Genomic DNA, 25,620 nt, shown 5'->3' with positions numbered 1-25,620 from the left:
GATGCAGGCCGGCGAACGTGTCCACCACATGGACAACCTGCGCGCGCTGGCGATGCTCGCCGGCGTGGTCTTCCATGCCGCGCTGGCCTATAGCCCGTTGATGCATCCGATCTGGCCTCTCGCCGATGCGGGCCGGTCGATCGCGGTCGATGCCGTCGCGTGGTTCCTGCATCTGTTCCGGATGCCGCTGTTCTTCGTCGTCGCCGGCTTCTTCGCCGCGCTGCTGGTCGCGCGTCGCGGCATGGCCGGCCTGTTCCGCAACCGCGCCGCGCGCGTGCTGCTGCCGCTGCTGCTGTTCCTGCCGCTGGTATTGGTGAGCATGCACTGGTTGACGATGCAAGCCGTCGCCAACGCCACGCATCCATCGCCCGCACTGGTGTGGATGCGCGGGTGGATCGAACAGCATGGCGCGCTGCCATCCCTGCCGGGCTGGGCGCACCTGTGGTTCCTGTTCTACCTGCTGCTGTTCACCGTGCTGGCCTGGGTCGCGTCCACGCTCGGTCTGCAGCGCATCGGCGAACGCATTGCGGCATTGCCGCCGCTGGCCCTCATCCTGCTGTTCCCGCTGCCGCTGACCCTCGCGCTGTCCGGCACCACCGCGCCCTGGCCCGCACCGGAATTCGTGTTGCCGTCACTGTGGGCGATGGCGTTCTTCGGCCTGTATTTCGCGCTGGGCTACCAGCTGTTCCAGCGGCACGAGATTCTCGATCGCTTGCGTCCCCTGTCCATGCCGTTGCTGGTCGGCGCAGCGCTGGCTTACGCCTTGCTGTTCCGGTTGACCGATGGGTTCGCACTGACCCGCCCGACGACGTTGCAACACGCCATGCATGCCGCGCTGGAAGCGTATGCCGGCCTGTGGATGACGCTGTGGTGCCTGCTCGCCGGCAAGCGCTGGTTCGACAGGCGCAGCCCCACGATGCGCTGGCTCGCCGATGCCTCGTACTGGACCTACCTCGTCCACCTGCCGCTGCTGTTCGCGATCCAGTACCGCTTGCTGGATGTGCCGTTGCATTGGATGGCGAAGTTCGCGATCGCGGTGCTGGCGACGTTTGCGCTGTCGTTCGTGAGTTATCGGTTGGTGGTGCGGCATACGCTGATGGGGAGATTGCTCAACGGCAAGCACGCGAAGACGCACGATTCGAGTCGTTGACATGAAGACGCTGCCAGAATTGTCATCTCCAACAGATCGCTGGCGGATTCGCCAACTTCCCACAAGCCTGGCCAAGGTCAATCTCAATCCATGCGAGATCGCCTTGGCACTCTGCTAGGCCCGGCGCCTAGCTTCCTGCTCGATCCATCCGATAGACTGACTTCCATGGGCATCCCAATGCAATCGCAAGGCACTTTTGGCCTAGGGGTCTACTCCTTTGCCGATGCTGCGCGCTTCATCGGTGCGAAGCCTCGTGAGTTGCGTCGTTGGACTCTTGGCTATCCTCATAAAACACGTAGCGGAGAGGAGTCCTTCTCATCGCCGTTGTGGCGGACTCAGCTTGCCGATACGGACTTTGAAGGCCTCGGCTTTAAAGACTTGATCGAACTTCGATTCGTTCATGCTTTCCGCAATGAGGGCGTGTCGTTGCAGGTTATACGCCGCACTCTGGAAGTGGCGCGCGAGCGCTTTTCTACGCCGTATCCGTTCACTTGCAAAAGATTCCGAACAGACGGCAAGCGAATCTTCATGGAAGTAGTTGAAGAGTCGGGCGATGAATCCTTGGTAGACGTTGAGAAACAACAAAACGTCATCCAAAAAGTTATCGGTCCATCGCTACGTGAGGGTGTAGAACTCGACATGCACGGTGAGGCCTCTCGCTGGTTTCCTCTGCGAGGATCCAAGTCCATTGTGTTCGACCCTGCGCGTAAGTTTGGGCAGCCGATTCTTGCGGAATTCGACATTCCGACCATTGCCATCTTTGACGCAGTAAGAGCCGAAGGTGGCAACGAGAAGCGGGTCGCAAAGTTGTACGAGGTGCCGTTAGCTACCGTGCGCAAAGCACTGGAATTTGAGTCTAGGACGCCGTCTGCTTGAAGGTGCAGATCGACGAGAATCTATCAAAGGCCCTCGCTAGGGCATTGAATTGTCTCGCCGAAGCCGACGATCACCAAGTAATACATGTCTTGGAGCTGGTCCCGAAGGGCACTCCAGATGTTGACCTGTTCGCGGCTGTTGCCAAGGCAAAAGTGCAGGTGCACATCACACAAGATCATCATTACCGGCGTCAGATTGAACGTGATGCCATCGCATCAGCAGGCTTGATCGTATTCGTGCTGGACAAGGGATGGGCGTCGCAGCCTGAGTTTGAGAAAGCCGCTCGCTTAATTCAGTGGTGGCCTCGCATTGTGGAGCACGCGGAATCAATGCTTCCGCCTGCAGTGTTTCGCGTGCCGTGGCGCAAAGTCGGCAAGGGCAAATTTGAGCAAGTGCGCCTCACTCGCTAAGGCAGGCTCTTTCCGTTGGACTTAATTGTCCCTGACACCTTTCTTCCTCGCTGAGGCAGGCTCTTTCCGTTGGACTTAATTGTCCCTGACACCTTTCTTCGCAGAAGGTGGATGGCTCCTCAGCGCGGTGGCCGAAGACACGACGAACGCCTACGACGACGGCCGCTGCCTTGGATCCATACTGGCGGTCTGCGGCCACGATGGCGCAGTGGCCCGGAGTGAACGGCTGGAAGGCGATCCCAAGGTGGAAGGGATCGCGATGGACGAAAGCGGCGTGCTCTGGCTTACGACGGATGCAGATGATGCCCGCGTGGCGTCGGAACTTCGCTGCGTGCGTTGGCAACCTCGAGACTGAGTTGCCCTCATCCTACTGCGGCGGTGCCGCCAACTCCCGCGCACTGAGGAACCCATCGCGATTCGCGTCCTGCTTGCGGAAGCGTTCCGCCAGGCGCGCGCGATGTTGTTCGCGGGTCAGCGGCTGGCCCTTGCCGCCGGGTTGTTCGGCAGCCGACAGCATGCCATCACGGTCGCGGTCCATGCCATCGAAGGCGTAGGTCAGCCAGTCCTGGTATTCGGCCAGCGAGACCTTGCCGTCGCCGTCGCGATCCATCTTCGACAAATAGTCGCCGGTGCGTTGCACCTGTGCGTTCGCCAGCATCGGCAGCGCAAATGCCAGGAACAGCAACAAAAAGGGGACGGAGGGAATTAAGCGTGTTTGCTTAATTCCCTCCGTCCCCTTTTTGTTTTTTCCGCGCGCCATCATGCGGCGAGTGCGTAGCCCTTCAGCCGCGCGGAGTACTCCTGCAGCACGCGCACGCCGCTGGCTTCGGCGTCGGCGCACCAGGCTTGCAGGCGCCTGAGGCGTTCGCCGGTGTCGTGGCCGCGGCTTTCCAGCACGTCGGCCAGGCGCTTGCGGTGTTCGATCAGCGCCTGGATGCGCGGGCGTTCGGCGATCCAGCGGTCCAGTTGTTCGCGTGCTTCAGGCTTCAACCAGCGGCCGTCGTCGACCATGCCCTTGCGCAGCTTGCGCGGCAGCATCGCGCGCAGCTTGGCGCCGGCGCTCGCGGCTTCCTCGCGCAGGGCCGGCATCAGCACCTTGCGCTGGTAGTCGGTCATCGCCTGGAAGCGGCAGGCCAGCAGCGCCTTGACGGTTTCGGTGTCCGGCATCGCGATGTTCGGGCGCACGTCCAGGCTCGGCGCGACGCGCAGCACCTTGGCCATGCGGAGTTTTTCCAGCAACTTGATCGCCGCCCAGCCGATATCGAACTCCCACTTGCGCAGGGCGAACTTGGCCGACGATGGGAAGGCATGGTGGTTGTTGTGCAGTTCCTCGCCGCCGATCCACACGCCCCATGGGGTGAGGTTGGTCGCGGTGTCGGTGGTCTCGAAGTTGCGATAGCCCCACCAGTGGCCCAGGCCGTTGATCACGCCGGCCGCCCAGAACGGGATCCATGCCATCTGGATCGCCCACACCGCCACGCCCTTGGCGCCGAACAGCACGAAGCTGGCGATCAGCAACAGCACTACGCCGAGCGTCGCGTGGCGCGTGTAGAGCTTGCGTTCGATCCAGTCGTCCGGGCAGCCCTTGCCGTACTGCTCGATGCTGGCGCGGTCCAGGCGCGACTCGCGGTACATGTCGGCGCCCTTCCACAGCACGTTGCCGATGCCCTTGTGCATCGGGCTGTGCGGATCCTCTTCGGTCTCGCACTTGGCGTGGTGCTTGCGATGGATCGCCGCCCATTCGCGGGTGATCATCGAGGTGGTCAGCCAGCTCCAGAAGCGGAAGAAGTGCGCCAGCACCGGATGGAAGTCGACGCCGCGGTGCGCCTGGCTGCGATGCAGGTACAGGGTGACGGTGAAAATGGTGACCTGGGTGACCACCAGCAGGTAGGCCAGCATGGCCCACCAGCCGAACTGCAGCAGGCCGCCGGATAGGAATTCAAGGAGGGACGCGGGCATCGCTGGCTCGGGGAAAGGTGCCGGGAGGACACGTGTGCATCATGGTGCCACGCCCGGGCGAACACCATCCCTGCGCCGGCGCATGGTGGCCGCCGGATTCAGCCCTGCGCGGTTCGGCGGGCCTGCGCGACAATGCGCCATGCCCGAACTGCCCGAAGTCGAGACCACCCGCCGCGGCCTGCTGCCGCACGTGGCCGGCCGCCACGTGGACCACGTGCTGCTGCGCCGGCCCGACCTGCGCTGGCCGATCCCGCGCGAGGTCGAGGACCTGCTGCCGGGGCAGCGCATCGATGCGATCCGCCGTCGCGCCAAGTACCTGTTGCTCGATACCGGGGCCGGCAGCGCGCTGCTGCACATGGGCATGTCCGGCAGCCTGCGGGTATTGCCATCGGACACGCCGGTGCGTGCGCACGACCACGTCGACATCGCCCTGGACTCCGACCGCGTGCTGCGCTTCAACGACCCGCGGCGGTTCGGCTGCCTGCTCTGGCAGGCGCCGGGCGAGACCCATCCGCTGCTGGCGGATCTCGGGCCAGAACCGCTGTCGGACGACTTCGACGGGGATTTCCTTTTCGCGCTGAGCCGCGGGCGCAGCGCGCCTGTGAAGACCTTCCTGATGGACCAGGCGGTGGTGGTCGGGGTGGGCAACATCTACGCGGCGGAAGCCCTGTTCATGGCCGGCATCTCGCCGCTGCGCGCGGCCGGCAAGGTGTCGCGGGAGCGCTACGCGGCGCTGGCGGATGCGGTGAAGGCGATCCTGGCGCATGCCATCGCCCGCGGCGGCACCACCCTGCGCGACTTCATCAGCCCGGACGGCGCACCCGGCTACTTCGAGCAGGAACTGTCCGCCTACGGACGCGGCGGCGAACCCTGCCGGCGCTGCGGGCGTCCGCTCAAGCAGGCACTGATCGGCCAGCGCGCGTCCGCCTGGTGCGGGCACTGCCAGCGCTGACGCTGCGCGTGCGGCAGGTCCTTTGGTTATAGTGCCGGCTCCCCCGAGTGCCCCTGTTGCCGCAATGACCGAAGCCGGTGAGATCACCGTCCTGCTCGATGCCGCGCGCGATGGCGACCGCGGTGCGCTGGATCGCGTGCTGGCCACGCTGTACCAGGAACTGCACACGATGGCGCGCCGGCAACTGGCCGGCCAGCAGGGCCACACCCTGGATGCCACCTCGCTGGTGCACGAGGCCTACCTCAAGCTGATCGGCCGCGCCGCCGGTGCGGCGCAGTTCGACGACCGCGCGCACTTCTTCGCGTATGCGGCCTCGGCGATGCGCTCGGTGGTGGTCGACTACGCACGCCAGCGGCTGGCGCAGAAGCGCGGCGGCGACCTGCACCGGGTCACCGACCTGCCGGAAGACATCGAAGGCGGCATCCGCCTGGACGAGGACATGCTGGGCCTGGACACCGCGCTGACCCGGCTGACCGCGGTCGATCCGCGGCTGACCCACGTGGTCGAACTGCGCTACTTCGCCGGCCTGTCCGAACTGGAGATCGCCGCGCTGCTCAAGCGCTCCGAGCGCAGCGTGCGGCGCGACTGGCAGAAGGCGCGCATGTTCCTGCTCGCCTCGCTGCGGGACACGCCCGCCGCCTGAGGGCGGGACCGGGCATCGGCGCTGCACGATGGACGCCGAACGCTGGCAACGCCTGTCGCCGCTGCTCGATGCCCTGCTCGAGCTGGCCCCTGAGCAGCGCAGCGAACACCTGGCCGCCTTGCGCCGCGAAGACCCCGCGCTGGCCGATGAACTCGCCGGCCTGCTGGCGATGGAGGCCGACGACGAGGACTTCCTCAGCGAGCCGGTGGTCGAGCTGCCGTCGGGCGCACGGCCCGGCGCACGCATCGGCCCGTACCGGCTGGACCGGCTGATCGGCGAAGGCGGCATGGGCCAGGTCTGGCTGGCCGCACGCGCCGACGGCCTGTACGAACGCAAGGTCGCGCTCAAGCTGTTGCGGCCCGGATTGGCCGACCCGCGCCTGCGCCAGCGCTTCGACCGCGAGCGCGAGATCCTCGCCCGCTTCGCCCATCCGCACATCGCGCGGCTGCTGGATGCCGGCATCGACAAGGACGGGCAACCGTACCTGGCGCTGGAATACGTGGAGGGCGAACCGCTCACCGACTATTGCCGTACCCGCCAGCTCGACATCGCCGCGCGGCTCGACCTGTTCCGCCAGGTCTGCGAGGCGGTCAGCCACGCGCACGCCAACCTGATCGTGCACCGCGACTTGAAGCCGTCGAACATCCTGGTCACCCCGGCCGGGCATGTGCGCCTGCTCGACTTCGGCATCGCCAAGTTGCTCGACGTTGAGCCGCTGCCGGTCGAGGCGACCCGCACCGGCGTGCGCACCTTCACCCTCCACTACGCCGCGCCCGAGCAGATCCGCGGCGAACCGGTCACCACCATGACCGACGTGTATTCGCTGGGCGTGGTGCTGTACGACCTGCTGACCGGCAGCAAGCCGTACCGGCTCAAGCGGCAGACCGATGCCGAGTGGGAAGAGGCGATCCTGGACGGCGAGCCGCTGAAGCCGTCGCAGGTGGCCGCGCGCGCGGGCGAGGCCTGCATCCGCCCGTACACGCCGCAACGGCTGTCGCGCGCACTGTCCGGCGACCTCGACAACATCGTGCTGAAAGCGCTGCGCAAGCGCCCGGAACAGCGCTACGTCTCCGCCGAAGCGTTGTCGCAGGACCTGCTGAGCTACCTGCGCGGACGGCCGGTGATGGCGCGCGGCGAAGGCATGGCGTATCGCAGCCGCAAATACCTGCACCGGCATCGCTGGACGATCGCGGCGGCAACCACCGTGCTGGCGGTGCTGTTCACCGCGCTGGGCGTGGTCGGCTGGCAGGCGCAGCGGGCGATGCGCGAAGCCGGCCGCGCGCAGGCGATGCAGGGCTTCGTGGCCGACCTGTTCGAGAGCGCCGGAACGTCGTCCGCCAGCGAACCGATCGACCTGCGCAAGCTGCTGGACATGGGCATCGTCCGCGGCGAGCGCAGCCTGGCCCGGCAACCGCAGGCGCGCGCGGAACTCTACGGCGTGGTTGCGCGACTGCGGCTGGGACTGGGCGATTACCGCGAGGCCAACACCCTGCTCGACAAGCAGGACATGCTGCTGGCCAACCTGCCGGACGCACCGGTGAGCCTGCGCCTGGAGGCGGTCACGCTGCGCGGCAATGCCTATCGCCAGCTCGGCAACCTGCCCGATTGCCTGCAGGCGATGCAGCGGATGGAAGGCGAGGCGAGGCGCGAGGAAGAACGCCTGCCCACCCAGGTCGCGGCGTTCTATTCGCAGCAGGGCCGCTGCCACCAGGAGCTCGACCAGAGCACGCTGGCCAACCGGCTGTACATGCGCTCGCTGCAACTGCGGCGCAAGGTCGGCGACGACGTCGGCGTGGCCGAGAACCTGCTCGACATCGCCAAGATGCATGCGGCCGACGGCGCGCCGGAAGTCGCGGTGCCGATCCTGGGCGATGCGCTGGCGGAACTGCGGCGCAAGGTCGGCGACCGCCATCCGCTGGTGATCGACATGTTGCGCAGCCTGTGCGCGCTCGACCGCGCGACCGACCAGTTGGACGACGCAGTGCGCCACTGCCGCGAGTCGCAATCGCTGGCCGAGGACCTGCACGGCCGCGACCACCGCGCCAGCATCGATGCCAACCGCCAGCTGGCCGCCCTGTACGTGGACCTGGGCCGCTTCGGCCAGGCGGAATCGATCTTCCTGCAGACCTTCGGCTGGATGCGCGCGCGCCTGGACCGCCACCATCCCGACCTGGCGCGCGCCTACAACAGCCTGGCGATCGTGGCCTGGGAACGTGGCGACATCGACCGCGCGCTGGAGTTCCAGCAGCAGGCGGTCGCGGGCTGGAAAACCGGGCACAACGACGGCCTCACCGCCAACGGCCTGTTCAACCTGGCGATGATCCTGCACAGCGCCGGGCGCGACCGGGAGGCCCTGCCGCCGGTGCAGGAGTCGCGCGCCCTGCGGGCGAAGCAGTTCGGCGAGACCCATGAACTGGTCGGCGACAGCGACCACCTGCTCGGCGAGATCCAGGCGGCGCTGGGCGACACCCAGGCCGCGCGTGCGACGCTGCAACAGGCAGTGCGGCTGACCATGGCCGGCTACGGGCCGGAGCATTCGCACACACGTCGCGCCGAGGTCTCGCTGGCGCGCCTGCGCGCCAACGAAGGCGCGCCCGACGCGCTCCTGAAACTCACCGCCTACGGCCAGTCCAGCAGCGACGACATCGAACAGCGCAAGGCGGCCTGGCTGGCCCGCGCCTATGCCGCCGAAGTGGAATGCAAATCCGGATCCGCCACGGCACGCGCCAGCCTGGACACCGTGCTCACCGAGATGCAGCTGGTCCTGCCCGAAGGCGGCGCGATCCCGCGCGAGATCGCCGCGATTCGCAGCAAGTGCGGAAAGCGCTGAGGCCTAGAGCGGCAACGGCGCCTGCAACGGTTCGATGGTGCCCTCGCCACGCATCACTTTCTTGAACTCGGCGCGACTCACCGAGACGTAGCGCTCGTTGCCGCCGATCTCCACCTGCGGGCCGTCCTGCACCGCGCGTCCCTGCGCATCGATGCGCACGTTCATCGTCGCCTTCTTGCCGCTGTGGCAGATCGTCTTGATCTCCTGCAGTTCATCGGCCCATGCCAGCAGGTACTGGCTGCCCTCGAACAGCTCACCGCGGAAATCGGTGCGCAGGCCGTAGCAGAGCACCGGGATGCGCAAGGCATCCACCACTTCGCTCAACTGCCAGGCCTGCGCCTTGGTGAGGAACTGCGCTTCGTCGACCAGCACGCAGTGAAGCGGGCCGTGCGCGGCGATGTCGGCATCGATGATGCGGCGCAGGTCGTCATCGCGCTCGAACGCGATGCCTTCCGCCTGCAATCCGATCCGCGACGCCACCGTGCCGCTGCCCGCGCGGAAATCCAGCTTCGGCGTGAGGATCGCCACCCGCATCCCACGCTCGCGGTAGTTGTACGCGGACTGCAGCAGCGTGGTGGTCTTGCCGGCGTTCATCGCCGAGAAATAGAAGTACAGCTTGGCCATGACACGGATTTTACCCGCGCACAAGGCTGGCGAGCGCGCCGGGCGCACCCGAGAATGGCCGCATGCAGCATCCCGCGTTGAACGGCCTGAACCCCCCGCAAAAACAGGCCGTCCTGCACGTGGAGGGCCCGCTGTTGGTGCTCGCCGGCGCGGGCAGCGGCAAGACCCGGGTGATCATCGAGAAGATCGCGCACCTGATCCACAGCGGGCGCTATCCGGCCAAGCGCATCGCCGCGATCACCTTCACCAACAAGTCGGCGCGCGAGATGCGCGAGCGCGTGGCCAAGCGCATCAAGTCCGATGCCGCGCAGGAGCTGACGGTCAGCACTTTCCATGCGCTGGGCCTGCGGATCCTGCAGATCGATCACGCCAAGCTGGGCCTGCGCCGCGGGTTTTCGATCTTCGATGCCGACGATTCCGCATCGCAGGTGAAGGACCTGCTCGGGCCGGGCACCAAGCCCGATGCGATCGACGCGATGAAGCAGTTGATCAGCCGCGCGAAGAACGCGGGGCTGTCTCCGGAGCAGGCGGCCGCGGCGGCACTGACCGGCCGCGAACGTGAAGCGGCCGCGCTGTACGCGCGCTACCAGCAGCGCCTGGCCGCGTTCAACGCGGTCGACTTCGACGACCTGATCCGCCTGCCGGTGCAGTTGCTCGAGACCGATGCAGATGCGGTGGCAGGCTGGCGCGAGCGCATCGGCTATCTCCTCGTCGACGAATGCCAGGACACCAACGACGCGCAATACCGGTTGCTCAAGGCGATCGCGGGCGACGCCGGGCAGTTCACCTGCGTGGGCGACGATGACCAGAGCATCTACGCCTGGCGCGGCGCGAACCCCGACAACCTGCTGGCGCTCGGCACCGACTATCCGGCGCTCAGGATCGTCAAGCTGGAACAGAACTACCGCTGCAGCAACCGCGTGCTGCGCGCGGCGAACGCGGTGATCGCCAACAATCCGCACGAACATCCGAAGACATTGTGGAGCGATGCCGCCGATGGCGAACGCATCCGTGTCTGGGAATGCCGCGACGCCGCGCACGAGGCCGACAAGGTCGCCGGCGAGATCCAGTTCGTCGCACAAAAGCACACGCCGCCGAACGGCATTCCACCGTGGAGCGAGTTCTGCATCCTGTTCCGCGGCAACCACCAGAGTCGCGCACTGGAAAAATCGCTGCAGCTGCTGCGCATTCCGTACCACCTCAGCGGCGGCACCGCCTTCCTCGACCGTGGCGAAGTGAAGGACGCGCTGGCCTGGCTGCGCCTGCTGGCCAACCCCGACGACGACGCGGCCTTCCTGCGCGCGGTGCAGTCGCCGAATCGCGGCGTCGGCGCGACTTCGCTGCAGCGGCTGGGCGAACTGGCCAACCACGCACAGCTGCCGCTGTCGCGCGCGGCGGACTCGATCACCCTGGCCAAGCAGTTGCCGGCGCGTGCGGCGAATGCGTTGCAGGGCTTTTCCGACATCGTCCGCGGCCTGCGCATCGACGCGCGCACGCTGCCGCCGGCGGAACTGGTGCGCAAGCTCAACGAGCGTTCCGGCCTGCTCAATGCGCTGCGCGTGCTGTGCAAGGACGAGGCGCAGTTCCAGGCGCGCCGTCGCAACCTCGACGAGCTGGCCGACTGGTTCGATGGCCCCAAGACTTCGGGTCCTGGCGAACTCGCCGCCGCGCTGGCCCTGCTGTCGCACGCGGACAAGGGCGATGCGGGCAACCAGGTGCGATTGATGTCCATGCACGCGGCGAAGGGACTGGAATTCCGCTTCGTCTTCATCGTCGGCGTGGAGGACGGCAACCTGCCGCATGAGGCGAGCATCGAGGAAGGTCGCATCGACGAGGAACGCCGGCTGTTCTACGTCGGCATCACCCGCGCGAAGGAGCAGCTGTGGCTGTCGCATGCGAAGGAAGCGCAGCGCTGGGGCGACAAGCTGCGACTCAAGCCCAGCCGCTTCATCGACGAGCTGCCGGCCGCGGAACTGCAGCGCGACGGTGCCGACCCGGTGGCCGATGCCGCGCACAAGGCGGAACGGCGCAGCACCGGTTTCGCCAACATCCGCGCCCTGCTGGGCGAGTGACGATCGCCGGGGTTAGCCGGCTTCGTCGTAGGCGATGCGGATCGCCGCCAGCAGCGCGTCGTCCACGGCCTCGACCGACGCGATCCGGGTCTTGAACTGGCACATGCCACCCGGCGGCACGCGGGTGAAGACCGCAGCCACGCGCTCGTCCTTCGCATTCACGCCGATCTCCACCTCGGACTTCGTGGCCGGGCCGATCATCGCGAACTGCTTCTTGCGACGCAGGCTGACGTAGCCCTTCTTCGGCGCGGTCTCGTAGCTGCCGAAGGCATCGATGCGCGCGACCAGCGCCTCATGGATCGGGCGCAGGCCGGCCTTGGGCCCGGTGTAGATGGCGTCGAGCGGATCCGCGTCGGCGACCGGCGCCGGCGCATCCGCGGCCTTGGCCACGTGGGCGATGGTGTTGGCATCGCCATGGCCCATGCCCAGCGCCTACTTGAGCATCGCCACCTGTTCGCCATGCTTGGCCAACCCACTGCCGCGCACCAGCGCGACCAGCTCGGCCACGGTCTTGCCCGTACGCGTCTCGATATTGGCCAGTTGCGTGGCCAGCGCCTTGTCGATGTCCATCGCCCGCGTCCCCTCGTCGATGCCGTGCACGCATGGTTGCGCGGCGTGCGTGGGCTGTCGAGTGCATCACGGGCGCTCATCTACGGCGGGTAAACTCGCCCCACGCCGCCAACCCGGAGTCCGCCATGCGCCGCCTCATGCCCTTCGCCCTTGTCGTGTTGCTCGCCGCCTGCGCGGGCCAGGGCGTGCGCCCGTCAGCGAACGTGGAATCCAGCGTGCGTGAGAGCCGCGACCTGGCCGACATTGCGCCGGTGCTGGCGGAGAACGGCACCCGCCGCACCCTGCTGGTGCTCGACATCGACGACACCCTGCTGACCTCGACCCGGTTCTTCGGCAGCGATGCCTGGTACGACTGGCAGGACAAGACGCTGGCGAAAGGGGATCCGGACAAGCTGCCCTGCCTGTTTGACATCATCTCGCTCAATTACGAAACCGGCAGCCAGCGCCCCACCCAGAACGACGGCCCGGCATTGGTGAACGCCTTGAACGGCGACCGGCTGCTGCTGACCTCGCGCAATCCGCTGTCGCGTGGCGGCACGTTGCGCACCCTGGCCGATGCCGGTTACGCATTGCCGCCCACGCTGCCGAAGGCAGGCAATGGCCTCAGCTGGGACTTCCGCAAGGCGGAAGGCGCCCGGATGTCGCGCGTGGTCTACGACCAGGGTTTGTTCATGACCACCGGCCAGGACAAGGGCCGGGTCCTGCTCGACCTGCTGCGCCGGCTCGACCTGCAATACGACCGCGTGGTGCTGGTCGACGACGGCCGCAAGAACATCGACAACATGCGGGCCGCGCTGCGCGATGCCGGCATCGACTACGCGGGCCTGTATTACACCCGTGTGGACAAGACCGTGGACCAGGCCGATGCCAAGGCAGGATGGCTGGCGTGGCGGCAGTTGCTCGCCAGTATGTACCCGCAACGCCTGGAAGCTATTGAAAACAAGAAATGTGCTTACTGATCAATGATTTGAAAGATATTAGTTCATCTATTGCATTAACTGAGCGACGGCGGTAGCCTGCAGCCATCCGGTTTCGGCCGGAGCCATGCCACAACCGTTGTCCTCGGCAGGATGCCGACTTTGAAGGAGGCCCCCCGGGCCTCCTTTTTTCTGCCCGATGCCGGCCGGCCGCAGTCCCCCGCGATGCCCCTGCGCTTGCACCCGACGGCTTGCGGCATCGACACTCCGTCCACGCCATCCGGGGCCCTCCCATGACGCAACGCTTTGTCGGTCGGCCGCTCCTGGCCTTTGCCGCGGCCCTGTGCCTGGCCCTGCTCCCGGGCTGTGAGCGCAGCGGCGGCGATGCCGGCCAGGCCATCGGCGTCGCCAAGTCCACCCGGATCGAAGCCGCGACCCGTCCGGTCGATGCCGCGTACCTCCTGCGCGACCGCTTGCTGGCGCACGACGGCGCCGGCTTCGCCAGGCTGGCCGTGCCCGCGAACCTGCACGCGCGGCTGGCCATCGGCTGGCAGGACGGTCGCAGCCGCTGGCCGCTGGACGAACTGCCGCTGGACGCGAAACTGCCGGGAATGCTGGCCACGCTGCAGGCACCGGGCGCGGACAAGGCGCTGATGAAGACCTTCCGCCAGCAGTTCGCCGGCGCCGACCGCGACATCGACCAGGCGATCCGCACCCTGGCGGTGTTCGGCGGCGAATACGTGCAGAACGACGGCGACTACACCCCGGAGGAACGCGCCCACATCGCCCAGGCGATCGCCGCCCTGAGTGGCTGGGGCCTGCGGGCGCCGTTCGCGGACAAGGCGCGCGCGCAGCGCTTCTTCACCGCGCTGACCGCCGCGGCGCGGCGCAGCGGGATCGACGTGAAGGCCGGCCCCGCCGGGTTTTCCGCGCTGGGCATGGAATCCAGCCTGAAGCGCCTGTCGCCGTTCCTGGCCACCCTGCTGGCCCAGCTGCGCCAGCAGTACGGGCTGGACATCGACGCCAGCCTGCGCGCGCTGAAGGTGACCCTGCTGCAGCAGACCGGCGACGCCGCCCGACTGCGCCTGCAATACCCGCTGGCCGGGCGCGAGATCGACGCGGAGGTGCCAGCGGTGCGCATCGACGGCCACTGGTACCTGGCCGATTTCGTCCAGCGCGCGGAAGCCAGCCTGGCCGCCAGCCCGGGCGGCACGGGCGGCGGAAAACCGGCTCCGCCATAATGGGCGCGATGCAAAGCCGCCCACCCCAGCCCAGCCAGGCCAGCCTGTTCGACGCCCCGCCCGTCCCGGAGACCCCGCCGGAGGGTGCCGCGGCGATCACCGATGGCGTCGAAGCCGCACCCGCCGTCGAAGTCGATTCGCTGCCATCGCTGCCGCTGCCGGGCTTCCTGGCCCAGTCCGAGACGCACGCCGAAGCGGTCGATGTCGACGCGACTGCCGGCATCGAGGTCGATACCGAGTCCGGCCCAGCCAGTCTCGACATCGAACCCGCGCCACCAGCCGACGCCGCCGACCACGCCCCACCCGATGTCGCCCTGCCGCCGCCGGTCCGCCCGGCCAAGGCCAAGCGTCCACTGTGGGCGCGCATCCTCGGCCGCCTGGTCGATCCCTGGCTGAAGCTGGACATCGAGCCGAACGAGCCCGCCCAGTTCCAGCAGTTCGATGACGGCCGCCCGGTCTGCTACGTGCTGGAGGACTACGGCCTGTCCAACGCGCTGATCCTGGAGCGCGCCTGCCGCGAGGCCGGCCTGCCCTCGCCGCTGCAGCCGATCCCGGGCGACCCGCTGGGCCGCAAGCGCTCGTACGTGGCGCTGTCGCGGCGGCATGCCAATGCGCTGCTGTCGCTGGGGCTGGTGCCGGGACCGGAGCACAAGACCCATTCCGGCTCGCTGGCGCGGCTGCTGGAAGCGCATCGGAGCAATCCGGCGCTGGACGTGCAGCTGGTGCCGGTGTCGATCTTCGTCGGCCAGGCGCCGAACCGGAGCAGTGGCTGGTTCAGCGTGCTGTTCTCGGAAAACTGGGCGATCGTTGGCCGCTTCCGCCGCCTGCTGGCGATCCTGCTCAACGGCCGCGACACCCTGGTGCAGTTCGCCCCGCCGGTGTCGCTGCGCGGCATCGTGGCCGAAGACCTGCCGCCGGAACGCACCGTGCGCAAGCTGTCGCGCGTGCTGCGCACCCATTTCCGCCGCCTGCGCGAGGTCGTGGTCGGCCCCGACCTGTCGACCCGGCGCATGCTGGTGGACAAGGTGCTGGCCGCCGAACCGGTGCGCGAGGCGATCGCCGACCAGGCGAAACGCGACAAGACCACGCCCGACGCCGCCTGGCAGAAGGCGCATGCCTACGCCTACGAGATCGCCGCCGACTATTCGCACACGGTGGTGCGTTCGGCCAGCTTCCTGCTGACCGGCGTGTGGAACCGCATCTACCGCGGTGTGCTGGTGCAACACCTGGACGAACTCAAGGCCGCCGCGCCCGGGCATGAAATCGTCTACGTGCCGTCGCACCGCAGCCACATGGACTACCTGCTGCTGAGCTACCTGCTCTACACGCACGGGGTGGTGCCGCCGCACATCTTTGCAGGCATCAACCTCAACCTGCCGGTGGTCGGCACCCTGCTGCGCAAGGGCGGCGCGTTCTTCGCCCGCCGCAGCTTCCGCGGCAACGCGCTGTACGCGGCGGTGTTCCGCGAATACATGGCCCAGCTGATCGCCGGCGGTTACTCGATCGAATACTTCATCGAAGGCGGGCGCTCGCGCACCGGCCGCCTGTTGCCGCCGAAGGGCGGTTCGCTGGCGATGACGGTGCGCGCCTACCTGCGCCAGCCCAGTCGCCCGGTGCTGTTCCAGCCGGTCTACATCGGCTACGAAAAACTGATGGAAGGTCGCAGCTACCTGGACGAGCTGACCGGCAAGCCGAAGGAAAAGGAATCGATCTGGCAGCTGCTGGGCGGCATCCCCAAGGTGCTGCGGACCAACTACGGCCAGGTGGTGGTGAACTTCGGCGAGCGCATCCGCCTGGACGACATCCTGGCCGAGCAGGCGCCGGACTGGAACGGCAAGGCGGTGGAAGAGGACGAGAAACCGGGCTGGCTCGCCGATACCGTCGACACCCTGGCGCAGCGGATCCAGGTCAACGTCAATCGCGCCGCCGACGTCAACCCCATCAACCTGCTGGCGCTGGCGCTGCTGTCCACGCCCAAGCACGCGATGGGCGAAGCCGACCTGCTCGCGCAGATCGCGCTGTCGCAGACCCTGCTGCGCGAAGTGCCGTACGCACCGCACGTCACCGTCACCCCGCACACGCCGGCGCAGATCGTGGCCCACGGCGAGGAGATCGGCACCCTGGTGCGCACCGCGCATCCGCTCGGCGACGTGCTCAGCGTGGACGACGAGAACGCGGTGCTGCTGAGCTATTTCCGCAACAACGTGCTGCACCTGTTCGCCGCGCCGGCATGGATCGCGGTCTGCTTCCTCAACAACCGGCGGATGTCGCGCGCGCAGTTGCAGCGGCTCGGCCGCACGCTGTATCCGTTCCTGCAGGCGGAGCTGTTCCTGCCGTGGGACGAGGACGGCTTCGCCGAACGCATCGACCGCACCATCGACATCTTCGTGCGCGAGGGGCTGCTGCAGCCGGTCAGCGACGACGATGGCGGCATCCTGGCCCGCAACACCGGGCAGACCGACGAAGTGTTCCGCCTGCGCGCGATCGGCCATGCCATGCAGCAGGCGTTCGAGCGCTACTACATCGCCATTTCGGTGCTGGTGAAGAACGGCCCCGGCACGCTCGGCGCCGGCGAACTGGAAAGCCTGTGCCAGCTCGCCGCGCAACGCCTGTCCCTGCTGTACGCACCGGCCGCGCCGGAGTTCTTCGACAAGGGCCTGTTCCGCGGCTTCATCCAGAAGCTGCGCGAACTGAAGCTGGTCTGGGCCGACGAGAACAGCAAGCTCGTCTTCGACGACCGCCTCAAGGCCTGGGCGAAGGACGCGCGCGTGGTGCTCGGTCGCGAGCTGCGCCACACCATCGAACGGGTCAGCCCGGACAGCGTGCGCACCACCGGCGAGATGCCGGCGTTGGCGGAAACCGCCACGCCGCCTGCGGATCCACCACCTGCCGGATGACACCGGCGAGGCCGAAGCCTCGCCGGTGCATTGCACGACTCAGATGGTGCCCCAGCACACCCGCGCGCCGTTCTCGCGGATCGCGCAGCTGTGCTTGTCGCCGCTGGTGACATGCACGTAGCGACCTGCCGGCGCATTGGTCTGGCCCCAGGCATTGCTGCCCCAGCAGGCCAGCTCGCCGGTGTCGCGGATCGCGCAGGCATGCGCACTGCCCGATGCCAGCGCCTTGAATCCACCGGTGGGCGGCGCTGCCATGCCGCCGCCCCAGCAGGCCAGTTGTCCGTTCGACCTCAGGCCACAGCTGAATTGCTCACCGGCGCTGATCGCCAGCCAACTGCCGGCGGGGACGCTGGTCGCGCTGGTTCCGGAATAGCCCCAGCAACCGGCACTGCCGTTGTCGAAAATGCCGCAACCGTGGAATGCGCCCAGGTTGACCTGGCGATACGTGCGCAGGAACGGCGCCGGGGCTGGCGTGGCCTGGCCATTGCCGTTGTTGCCCCAGCACGCCGGCACGCCGTTCGCCCCGAGTGCGCAGCCACCCGCGGAACCGATGTCCATCGAGGCGTATGGCCCGGCAGGCGGCGTGGCGCGGCCGAGATCGTTGAACCCCCAGCACGACAGGCTGCCGCTTGCGGCCCGCGCGCAGCTGAAGGCGGCACCCGCGCCGACATCGGCATACAACCCCGCTGGCGGCGAGGATTCGCCACTGGTGTTGCTGCCCGCGCAGACCATGGAGCCATCGCCATCGAGGTCGCAGGTGTGCGAGTGACCGGCGGCCACGGCGCCCATGCCGAACGGCCCGCGTGGCGCAGTGGTCTGGCCGTAGGTGTTGTCGCCCCAACAAACGACATTGCCGTTCTGGTTGAGCGCGCAGGTGTGGTAGCTGCCGCTCGCCATCGCGGTGTAGCGATTGCCCTTCACCAGCGGCGGACTGGCCTGGCCATGGTTGTTCAGGCCTCCGCAAACGGCTGTTCCGAACTGGCTGAGCGTGCAGGTATGCACGCCGCCTGCAGCCAGCGCGGTCGACACCTGGCTGCCGGCGATACTGGCGGCAAGCCCGTTGCCCCAGCAAACGCCAACGCCGCTGGCGCGCAAGCCGCAGGTGTGGAAATCGCCTGCCGAGATCGCGGTGAATGTTTCCCCGAACGGCACCGAGGTAGCGCCGTTGTTGCTCGCGCCCCAGCACACCGCACCGCCATCGACCCGCAGCCCGCAGGTGTGCTCGTAGCCCGCGGTCACTGCGACAAAACTCTGCTTGGAAGGTTGCGTGGTCTGGCCAGCATCGTTGCGGCCCCAGCACACCAACGTGCCGCTGGCGCGCAGGCCGCAGGTGTGGGTGCTGCCGGCGGCGATCGCAGTGAACCGTTGCCCGTTCGGGACGCTGGTCTGCCCGTAATTGTTGTCGCCCCAGCACACCGCTTCGCCATCCGAACGCAACGCGCAGCTGTGGTACAGGCCTGCGGCGACCGCGGTGAAATAGCCCTTGCTTGGCGGCGTGCTTTCGCCGGCCCAGTTACTGCCCCAGCAGGCGATCGAACCGCTGCTGCGCAGGGCGCAGCTGTGGTAACTGCCCGCCGCCAACGCCACCAGCCGCCCGTCGCCGTCCGGAATCGCGCCGGCACTCGCCTGCGCCCAGGCCCCACCCGACCAGCACCCCGTGGCCGCCAGCAGCAGCCACAACAGGCCGGTCCCGGCCCGTTGCATCGCCTTTGTCTTCATTGCCCCGTCCTCGCCGCCGGCACCACGCCGGCTCCACACCCTCTATCGGGATTCGGGAACGAATGTGGTCATGGGGTCGGCGCGTTTGCGTCGGCTCCTGCGGGAGCCACGTGCGGAACGGGACCGTCAGGCCGGTTCGTCCGGGATCAACGCATTCTCGATCCACGCGATCTGGTCCTTCAATTGCAACTTGCGCTTCTTCAGGCGCTTGAGCGCCAGTTCATCGGCCTGGATGTCGGCAGCCAGGCGTTCGATGGCGGCATCGAGGTCGCGGTGCTCCTGGCGCATCTCGACCACGCGCCGCGCCATGCGGGAGAGTTCGGCAGGATCGCGCGGCTGGTTCATGCGCCGAGCATACCCCGGCGCGATGCAGGCGGCAGCGGCATGCCCGTGGCGGGTAAAATGCCGGCCTGATGAATGCCGCCCTCCCACTCCCGCTGGCCGAACCGCAACCGCTCGCGCACAGGCGCAAGCACGAGGCCGACAAGCTGGCCAAGCGCCTGCGCCACCAGGTCGGCAAGGCGATCGCAGACTTCGGCATGATCGAGGACGGCGACAAGGTGATGGTCTGCCTGTCCGGCGGCAAGGACAGCTACGCGATGCTGGACGTGCTGCTGCAGCTGCAGAAGAAGGCGCCGGTGCGGTTCTCGATCACCGCGGTGAACCTGGACCAGAAGCAGCCCGATTTCCCCGAGCACGTGCTGCCGACGTACCTGCGCTCGATCGGCGTGGATTTCCACATCATCGAGCAGGACACCTATTCCGTCGTCAGCCGGGTCATCCCCGAAGGCAAGACGATGTGCTCGCTGTGCTCGCGGCTGCGCCGCGGCGCGCTGTACACGTATGCCGAGCAGAACGGCTTCACCAGGATCGCGCTGGGCCACCATCGCGACGACCTGGTCAACACCTTCTTCCTCAACCTGTTCTTCCACGCCAAGCTCAGCGGCATGCCGCCGAAACTGCTGTCGGACGATGGCAAGCACGTGGTGATCCGCCCGCTTGCCTACGTACGCGAACGCGATATCGAGGCCTATGCCGAGCTGAAGCAGTTCCCGATCATCCCCTGCAACCTGTGCGGCTCGCAGGAGAACCTGCAGCGCGCGCAGGTGAAGAAGATGCTGGCGCAATGGGAGAAGGACACGCCTGGCCGCGTGGAAACGATGTCGCGCGCGCTGGGCGATATCCGCCCCTCGCAACTCTCCGACCCCAATCTGTTCGACTTCCTCTCGCTCGGTAAGCGCGGCGATGCCGCACTGCCGGATGCGCATGCGTGGCTTGCCGGCGGCGAGACGCTACCCGACTACGAATAAACCGCCGTCATCCCGGCGAAAGCCGGGATCCGGATTTTTTGCCCGATCAAGGCAAGCAACCATCAGAGGGCTGGATCCCGGCTTTCGCCGGGATGACAGCTGGGCCTCCAGACCACAGGAATATTGATGTTCTTCCGCAACCTCACGCTGTTCCGTTTCCCGACTTCGCTCGACCTCTCCGACCTCGAACAACAGCTGGGCGAATGCGCGCTCAAGCCGGTCGGCCCGCTGGAACTCTCGTCGCGCGGCTTCGTGTCGCCGTTCGGCCACCACGGCGAGGCGCTCAGCCACGCCATGCACGACGCGCTGTGGGTCACCGTGGGCGGCGAGGACAAATTGCTGCCCGGCGCGGTGGTCAACGACCTGCTGCAGAAGAAGCTGGCGGCGATCGAGGAACAGGAGGGTCGCAAGCCCGGCGGGCGCACCCGCAAGCGGCTGAAGGACGAGTTGGTCACCGAGTTGCTGCCGCGCGCGTTCGTGCGACCGGTGCGCAGCGATGCGCTGCTGGACACCTCGCTGGGCGTGATCGCGGTGGATACCTCGTCGCGCAAGAACGCGGAATCGGTGGTCAGCGAAATCCGCCGCGCATTGGGCAGCTTCCCGGCGCTGCCGATCAATGCCGAAGTCGCGCCGCGCGCCATCCTCACCGGCTGGATCGCCGGCGACCCGCTGCCGGAAGGCCTGAGCCTGGGCGACGAATGCGAACTGCGCGATCCCACCGACACCGGCGCGGTGGTCAAGGTGCAGCGCATGGAACTGTCCGGCGACGAAATCGCCAAGCACCTCGAGTCCGGCAAGCAGGCCACGCGCCTGGCGCTGGTGCTCGACGACCACGTCAGCTTCGTCATCGGCGAAGACCTGGTGGTGCGCAAGTTCAAGCTGCTGGATGGCGCGGTGGACCAGCTCGAATCCACCGAGCGCGACGACGTGGCCGCGGAACTGGATGCACGCTTCGCGTTGATGGCCGGCGAATTCAAGCGCCTGTTCAACGTGCTCGAAAAGGCCTTCCGGCTCAGCAAGGCCGATGCCTGACGTGGCCGTCGCTGGCCGTGGCGGACGTAGACTGGGCTGGTTGCATCCGGCAATCGCATCGGGGAATGACATGGGCAAGAAGCTGCTGGTGGTGGCACTTGGCGTGCTGGCCTGCGCGGGCGCGATGGCGCAGTCGCGCGGCGACTGGGTGCTCGGGCAATGGCAGGGCGGCGCCTACTGGTTCCCGGGCGTCGTGCAGGAACGCAATGGCGACAACGTCACCATCCTCTACGACGACGGCACCCGCGAAACCGTTGCCCTGAAGCGCACCAAGCCCTACGACTGGGCACTCGGCACCCGCGTGGAATGCCGTTGGTCCGGCGGCAACGCGTGGTACACGGGCAAGATCACCGGCATGGCGAAGGACGGCACCGAGATCGACGTGCTCTACGACGACGGCGATCGCGAACGCATCGCGACCGGCGGCTGCCGCTCCCGCTAGGACCCGCATGCAGTCACTGTTGCGCCTGTTGCGGGCGCCCCGCACCCCGTCCAAGACCTCCGCCGTGCAGCGCGACAGCATCGGTTTCGTCCTGGACGACGGCCGCCACGTCGACGTCCTGCGCGTGCGCGATCCGCGTGCGCGCAGGATCAAGCTGTCGGTCGACGAACGCGGCGCGCGCCTGAGCCTGCCGCTGCGCGCCAGCTTGGTGTCGGGCGAGCGTTTCCTGCACGAACATCGCGACTGGCTGCGCCTGCAACTGGCCGCACAGGGCGAACACGCCGGCGAAGGCTTGCAACGCGGCATCACCGATGCACTGCCATTGCGCGGGCTGGACCTGCCGCTGCACTGGACCGGCGGCCGCGCGATGCGGATCGATCTCGATGCCGACGCCAGCCTGCTGTTCGCCGCGCCGGCCACCGCCGGCGATGCCGGCCTGCGCCGTACCTTGCGCGATTTCTACGAAGCGCAGGGCCGCGCGGACGTCGGCCGCTGGTTGCCGCGCTACCTCGGCGACCTGCCGCGCGCACCGCGGCGCATCCTGTTCAAGCGCACCTCGTCGCAATGGGGCTCGCTGGCACCGGACGGCACCCTCTCGCTGGACCTCGCGCTGGTGCTGGCGCGGCCGTCGGCCTTCGAATACGTGCTGGTCCACGAACTCTGCCACCTGCTCCACGCCGATCACTCGCGGCGCTTCTGGCGCGAGGTGGAAGCACGCTTCCCGGCCTGGCGGGACGAACGGCATTATTTCCACGCCGAAGGTCGGCGATTGAAGGCGCGCCTGCGTGGCCTGCTGGCCGGTTGACTTGCCCGGCTGCGTTGCCTCGGGCAGACAACGAAGGAAAGCCGCCATGACCCACCCCGCCATCCGCCTGTCGATCGCCATCGCGCTCGCAGCCCTGCTCGTCGCGCCGGGCTGCAGGAAAGCCCAGGACGCCGCCATGGAAACCGCGATCGAAAGCGCCACCGGTGCCAAGGTCGATGTCGACAAGGACGGCAACGAGGTCACCATCAAGACCGAGCAGGGCGACCTCAGGATCGCGACGGCCGAGGATGGCGGCAGCGTGGCGATGCCGGCCAACTTCCCCAAGGACGTGTTCCTGCCCGCCGACAACACGCTGGCCAGCGCGATGGACATGGGCGGCATGCAGATGCTCAACATGACCACCCCGCAGGAGCTGGCCGCGGTCTCCGCCGACATCGAGAAGTCGATGCAGGACCAGGGCTGGAAGCGCGAGATGGCCATGCAGGCCGGGGGCGGCAATACGCTGATGTACAGCAAGGACAAGCGCCAGGTCGTCTACCAGATGCTCAAGGCCGACGAAGGCGGCACCCAGCTGGCCATCCGCACCGGCGAAAACGGTTGAGCCATCGGGCGGCATGCCGCTGCGCGCACCGCCCGCTTCACCGCATGATCCACAAGCCGCCCGCCTCGACCTGGGGCGACTACCGCATCCGCGCGCGCCTGTTCTGGCTGTTGTTGCTGGTGGGTCCATTCGTCGCACTGGTGACGGCCGAGCTCTGGTTGATCGAGCACTACGGCCTGCACGGCCTGGGATGGTCGTTGGCGGCGTGGCTGGGCGCGTTGTTGCTGGCGGCCTGGCACTGGCAATCGTTCCGCTGCCCGCGCTGCGAACGCCGCTTCTTCGAGCGCCGCCCGTTGCTCCTGGCGCTGCGGGCCCGGCGCTGCATCAACTGCATGCTGTCGAAGGAGTGATGCAGGCCACCGGCCTGCGCGCGATCAGCGCAGGAAGAAATCGCCGATCGCCGCCGCCACGTCGGCGGGTTGCTGCATGTGCAGGTGGTGGCCCCCGGCGATGATCTTCAATTCGCCGTTCGGCAACAGGCCCACCCGGCGGCGGCGCAGCGCATCCGGCAGGTAGGGCTGCGCGGGGTCTGCAAAGATCGCCAGGGTCGGGCATTCGATCCCGGCCACCAGGTGCTCCACCTGCGCCTCGGTCATCCGCACCATGGTCGGCAAGGTCAGCCGCGGGTCGCTGCTCCACTCGTGCCCCACGAGCTGCCCGTCGACATGCACGTCGCGCAGGCCGCGTTCCACCAGCAGCCGCACCGAGGCCTCGTCCAGTCCGCTGCCCGGTACCAGGCTGGCGAACTGGCGGGTGCGCACCGCGCTGTCGATGTCGGTGAACACGCGCAGGCGCTTGTCCTTGAGCTTGCGATGCGCCACCACCGCATCGCGCATGCGTGCCACGGTGCGTTCCGGGGTTTCGGCCAGCGCCCCCAAGGCCTCGATCGCGACCAGTCGCTCGATCCGTTGCGGGCAAGCGGCGGCCAGCATGCTGGCGATGCCGGCGCCCATTGAATGTCCGAGCAGGGCGAAGCGTTCCCAACCCAGCGCGTCGGCGACATCCAGCACCGCGTTCATCGTACCGACGAACGAGTAATCCGTACCAGGAGGCAGATGCGCACTGCGTCCGTGGCCGGGCTGGTCGATCGCGACCAGGTCGATGCCGTGCAGGTATTCCGCCAGAGGAACGAAGCTGGCCGCGTTGTCCAGCCAGCCGTGCAGTGCCAGCACCTTCGGCGCATCGGATTCGCCGATGCGCAACGCGCCAATCCGACCGAGCGGGATATCGATGTCGAACTCGCGCATCACGACCAGCCCGTGTCGGCTTGCGCCAATGTCGCCAACGCCTGCGCATGCGCATCGCCTGCATTCAGGCACGGGATGTAGCGCAGGGACTCGCCACCGGCCGCGCGGAACGCATGCGCGTTCTCCACCGCGATTTCCTCCAGCGTCTCCAGGCAATCCACCGCGAAGCCCGGGCAGGCCACGTCGACCGAGCCCACGCCCTCGCGTGCCAGCGCTTCCAGCGTCTGCTGCGTGTACGGCTGCAGCCAGCGTTCCTTGCCGAAGCGCGACTGGAAGGTCAGCAGGATGTCTCCGCGCGGGATGCCCAACGCTTCGGCGATGGCGACCGTGCTGGCCTCGCACTGTGTCGCGTAGGGATCGCCGCCATCGACCAGGCGCTGCGGGATGCCGTGGAACGACAGCAGCAGGCGTTCGCCACGGCCGTGGAGTGCCCAATGCGAGCGGATCGAATCGGCGACCGCCGCGGCCCAGCCGGCGTCGCGGTGGTAGTCCTGCAGCATCGAAATCTGCAAGCCTTTTCCATGTCGTGCGATGGCGTCGGCGACGCTGGCGGTCGTCGTCGTCGAATATTGCGGATACAGCGGCAACACGCGGACCGAGTACACGCCTTCCGCACGCAGCGCATCCAGCGCGGCGCCGATCGATGGCTCGCCATAGCGCATCGCATGGCGTACGCGCCAACCCGGCAAGCGCATGCGCACCGCATCGGCCAGCGCTTCGGTATGCACCGCCAGCGGTGAACCACCGGGCAACCAGACCGACGCATATTTCAGTGCGACCTTCGGGCTGCGCAGCGGCAGGATTACGAAGTGCAGCAACGGGCACCACAGCCAGCGGGTGAGCTGGACCACGCGATGGTCGTGGAGGAATTCGGCGAGGTAGCGGCGCACCGCAGGCGCGGTGGGTGCGGTCGGCGTGCCCAGGTTGACCAGCAACAGCGCGGGCGGCGATTCGGAAGCCTGATTCATCGCAACAGGATGACATGCGGATGCGGCAAATTCCGACGGCGGCGGCCTCCCATGGTCGGCAGGCTGGTGTTCGCATTCGGGAGTAGAGTGGATCGATGGAGATGAGCGAACTCGTGCTGGAACACTTGCGAGGCATCCGCACTTCGCTGGATGGATTGCACCAGAAGGTGGATGGCCTGACGGAGCGGATGGGCAACGTCGAACAGTCCATTGCCCCAGGGTGTCAGGATTTTCGTGTGAGGGGCCTACGATGACGAGATTCAGGAGCCCCCATGCCTCGCAAGAAGACCCCGCCGGCGGCTGCGCCGGAAGCGATCCTGCCCCAGGACCTGCTTGAGAAGTTGATCCCCGGCCCGATGGACGCCGCTGGCGTCGAGGCCGTATTCCAGAAGCT

27 protein-coding genes are annotated in these 25,620 nt (G+C 67.5%); 18 read left to right on the top strand and 9 right to left on the bottom strand.

Translation table 11 applies throughout. The features are described from left to right. The first annotated feature begins 1 nt into the window (after position 1). From ACE3T8_RS12505 to ACE3T8_RS12490, 4 genes are all read left to right on the top strand, one after another. Entirely contained in the window at positions 2–1,150 is a 1,149-nt protein-coding gene (locus ACE3T8_RS12505; protein WP_374609530.1) for an acyltransferase family protein, read from the top strand. Between the two features lie 165 nt (positions 1,151–1,315). Continuing rightward, positions 1,316–2,026 (top strand): DUF433 domain-containing protein, encoded by a 711-nt coding sequence (locus ACE3T8_RS12500; RefSeq protein WP_374609529.1) that lies wholly within the window; start codon positions 1,316–1,318, stop codon positions 2,024–2,026. A gap of 2 nt (positions 2,027–2,028) precedes the next feature. Beyond that, positions 2,029–2,436, top strand: a complete 408-nt coding sequence (locus tag ACE3T8_RS12495; RefSeq protein ID WP_374609553.1) for a hypothetical protein — start codon at positions 2,029–2,031, stop codon at positions 2,434–2,436. A gap of 79 nt (positions 2,437–2,515) precedes the next feature. Further along, positions 2,516–2,791 carry a hypothetical protein gene (locus ACE3T8_RS12490; protein ID WP_374609528.1) on the top strand — a complete coding sequence of 92 codons (276 nt, stop codon included), beginning with the start codon at positions 2,516–2,518 and terminating at the stop codon, positions 2,789–2,791. A gap of 12 nt (positions 2,792–2,803) precedes the next feature. Here ACE3T8_RS12490 and ACE3T8_RS12485 read toward each other — a convergent pair whose 3' ends face one another. Both ACE3T8_RS12485 and ACE3T8_RS12480 read right to left on the bottom strand, forming a co-directional pair. Further along, positions 2,804–3,196: a hypothetical protein gene (locus ACE3T8_RS12485; RefSeq protein ID WP_374609552.1), complete on the bottom strand. Its 393-nt coding sequence runs from the start codon at positions 3,194–3,196 to the stop codon at positions 2,804–2,806. Then, positions 3,196–4,395, bottom strand: coding sequence for an acyl-CoA desaturase (locus tag ACE3T8_RS12480; protein ID WP_374609527.1), 1,200 nt, complete (start codon positions 4,393–4,395; stop codon positions 3,196–3,198). The genes ACE3T8_RS12485 and ACE3T8_RS12480 overlap by 1 nt, the downstream gene beginning before the upstream one ends. A gap of 139 nt (positions 4,396–4,534) precedes the next feature. Here ACE3T8_RS12480 and mutM point away from each other — a divergent pair, with 139 nt between their 5' ends. From mutM to ACE3T8_RS12465, 3 genes are all read left to right on the top strand, one after another. Continuing rightward, a complete protein-coding gene (gene mutM / locus ACE3T8_RS12475; RefSeq protein ID WP_374609526.1) occupies positions 4,535–5,347 on the top strand; it encodes a bifunctional DNA-formamidopyrimidine glycosylase/DNA-(apurinic or apyrimidinic site) lyase in 813 nt (270 codons plus the stop codon). A 64-nt stretch (positions 5,348–5,411) separates the two neighbouring features. Beyond that, entirely contained in the window at positions 5,412–5,990 is a 579-nt protein-coding gene (locus ACE3T8_RS12470) for an ECF-type sigma factor (protein WP_374609525.1), read from the top strand. A 28-nt stretch (positions 5,991–6,018) separates the two neighbouring features. Beyond that, positions 6,019–8,820 carry a tetratricopeptide repeat protein gene (locus ACE3T8_RS12465; RefSeq protein WP_374609524.1) on the top strand — a complete coding sequence of 934 codons (2,802 nt, stop codon included), beginning with the start codon at positions 6,019–6,021 and terminating at the stop codon, positions 8,818–8,820. A gap of 3 nt (positions 8,821–8,823) precedes the next feature. On the opposite strand, the gene ACE3T8_RS12460 is transcribed toward ACE3T8_RS12465, so the two are convergent. Then, the gene (locus tag ACE3T8_RS12460) at positions 8,824–9,444 is read right to left on the bottom strand and encodes a thymidine kinase (RefSeq protein ID WP_374609523.1); all 621 of its coding nucleotides are present in this window, start codon (positions 9,442–9,444) and stop codon (positions 8,824–8,826) included. A 77-nt stretch (positions 9,445–9,521) separates the two neighbouring features. Between ACE3T8_RS12460 and ACE3T8_RS12455 the strand changes: the two genes are divergently transcribed. Further along, positions 9,522–11,516 (top strand): UvrD-helicase domain-containing protein, encoded by a 1,995-nt coding sequence (locus ACE3T8_RS12455; protein WP_374609551.1) that lies wholly within the window; start codon positions 9,522–9,524, stop codon positions 11,514–11,516. 12 nt (positions 11,517–11,528) lie between these two features. Here ACE3T8_RS12455 and ACE3T8_RS12450 read toward each other — a convergent pair whose 3' ends face one another. Together ACE3T8_RS12450 and ACE3T8_RS12445 are read right to left on the bottom strand one after the other, a co-directional pair. Further along, positions 11,529–11,939 carry a DUF5655 domain-containing protein gene (locus ACE3T8_RS12450; protein ID WP_374609522.1) on the bottom strand — a complete coding sequence of 137 codons (411 nt, stop codon included), beginning with the start codon at positions 11,937–11,939 and terminating at the stop codon, positions 11,529–11,531. A 9-nt stretch (positions 11,940–11,948) separates the two neighbouring features. Then, entirely contained in the window at positions 11,949–12,116 is a 168-nt protein-coding gene (locus tag ACE3T8_RS12445; RefSeq protein WP_374609521.1) for a DUF4287 domain-containing protein, read from the bottom strand. Between the two features lie 95 nt (positions 12,117–12,211). Here ACE3T8_RS12445 and ACE3T8_RS12440 point away from each other — a divergent pair, with 95 nt between their 5' ends. The 3 genes from ACE3T8_RS12440 (at position 12,212) to plsB (ending at position 17,141) form a co-directional block, all read left to right on the top strand. Next, positions 12,212–13,045, top strand: coding sequence for a DUF2608 domain-containing protein (locus ACE3T8_RS12440; RefSeq protein ID WP_374609520.1), 834 nt, complete (start codon positions 12,212–12,214; stop codon positions 13,043–13,045). 251 nt (positions 13,046–13,296) lie between these two features. Continuing rightward, positions 13,297–14,244 carry a hypothetical protein gene (locus ACE3T8_RS12435; protein WP_374609519.1) on the top strand — a complete coding sequence of 316 codons (948 nt, stop codon included), beginning with the start codon at positions 13,297–13,299 and terminating at the stop codon, positions 14,242–14,244. A 221-nt stretch (positions 14,245–14,465) separates the two neighbouring features. Beyond that, positions 14,466–17,141: a glycerol-3-phosphate 1-O-acyltransferase PlsB gene (plsB, locus tag ACE3T8_RS12430; RefSeq protein WP_374609550.1), complete on the top strand. Its 2,676-nt coding sequence runs from the start codon at positions 14,466–14,468 to the stop codon at positions 17,139–17,141. A gap of 39 nt (positions 17,142–17,180) precedes the next feature. Here plsB and ACE3T8_RS12425 read toward each other — a convergent pair whose 3' ends face one another. Next, complete coding sequence (locus tag ACE3T8_RS12425; protein WP_374609518.1) at positions 17,181–18,845, bottom strand: RCC1 domain-containing protein; 1,665 nt, start codon at positions 18,843–18,845, stop codon at positions 17,181–17,183. Positions 18,846–18,986: 141 nt separating this feature from the next. Beyond that, entirely contained in the window at positions 18,987–19,205 is a 219-nt protein-coding gene (locus tag ACE3T8_RS12420; protein WP_374609517.1) for a YdcH family protein, read from the bottom strand. A 68-nt stretch (positions 19,206–19,273) separates the two neighbouring features. On the opposite strand from ACE3T8_RS12420, the gene ttcA reads away from it, so the two are divergent. The 6 genes from ttcA to ACE3T8_RS12390 all read left to right on the top strand — a co-directional run bounded on the left by ttcA (position 19,274) and on the right by ACE3T8_RS12390 (position 23,361). Further along, the gene (ttcA, locus tag ACE3T8_RS12415; protein WP_374609516.1) at positions 19,274–20,170 is read left to right on the top strand and encodes a tRNA 2-thiocytidine(32) synthetase TtcA; all 897 of its coding nucleotides are present in this window, start codon (positions 19,274–19,276) and stop codon (positions 20,168–20,170) included. 126 nt (positions 20,171–20,296) lie between these two features. Continuing rightward, on the top strand, positions 20,297–21,202 hold the full coding sequence (locus tag ACE3T8_RS12410) for a recombination-associated protein RdgC (RefSeq protein ID WP_374609515.1): 906 nt from the start codon (positions 20,297–20,299) through the stop codon (positions 21,200–21,202). Positions 21,203–21,272: 70 nt separating this feature from the next. Then, positions 21,273–21,644, top strand: a complete 372-nt coding sequence (locus tag ACE3T8_RS12405) for a hypothetical protein (protein ID WP_374609514.1) — start codon at positions 21,273–21,275, stop codon at positions 21,642–21,644. Between the two features lie 7 nt (positions 21,645–21,651). Then, entirely contained in the window at positions 21,652–22,449 is a 798-nt protein-coding gene (locus ACE3T8_RS12400) for a M48 family metallopeptidase (RefSeq protein ID WP_374609513.1), read from the top strand. A gap of 46 nt (positions 22,450–22,495) precedes the next feature. Further along, a complete protein-coding gene (locus ACE3T8_RS12395) occupies positions 22,496–23,011 on the top strand; it encodes a hypothetical protein (protein WP_374609512.1) in 516 nt (171 codons plus the stop codon). A gap of 44 nt (positions 23,012–23,055) precedes the next feature. Further along, a complete protein-coding gene (locus ACE3T8_RS12390) occupies positions 23,056–23,361 on the top strand; it encodes a hypothetical protein (protein WP_374609511.1) in 306 nt (101 codons plus the stop codon). A gap of 24 nt (positions 23,362–23,385) precedes the next feature. Here ACE3T8_RS12390 and ACE3T8_RS12385 read toward each other — a convergent pair whose 3' ends face one another. Further along, on the bottom strand, positions 23,386–24,258 hold the full coding sequence (locus ACE3T8_RS12385) for an alpha/beta fold hydrolase (RefSeq protein WP_374609510.1): 873 nt from the start codon (positions 24,256–24,258) through the stop codon (positions 23,386–23,388). Then, positions 24,258–25,226: a ferrochelatase gene (hemH, locus tag ACE3T8_RS12380; RefSeq protein ID WP_374609509.1), complete on the bottom strand. Its 969-nt coding sequence runs from the start codon at positions 25,224–25,226 to the stop codon at positions 24,258–24,260. The genes ACE3T8_RS12385 and hemH overlap by 1 nt, the downstream gene beginning before the upstream one ends. Before the next feature lie 101 nt (positions 25,227–25,327). Between hemH and ACE3T8_RS12375 the strand changes: the two genes are divergently transcribed. After that, positions 25,328–25,480, top strand: coding sequence for a hypothetical protein (locus ACE3T8_RS12375; protein WP_374609508.1), 153 nt, complete (start codon positions 25,328–25,330; stop codon positions 25,478–25,480). Positions 25,481–25,620: the final 140 nt, after the last annotated feature.

It is taken from the genome of Thermomonas sp., from assembly GCF_041919455.1.
Taxonomy (GTDB): domain Bacteria; phylum Pseudomonadota; class Gammaproteobacteria; order Xanthomonadales; family Xanthomonadaceae; genus Thermomonas.
Note: the sequence above shows the minus strand (reverse complement) of the source record. Positions and strands in the feature narration are given on the sequence as shown.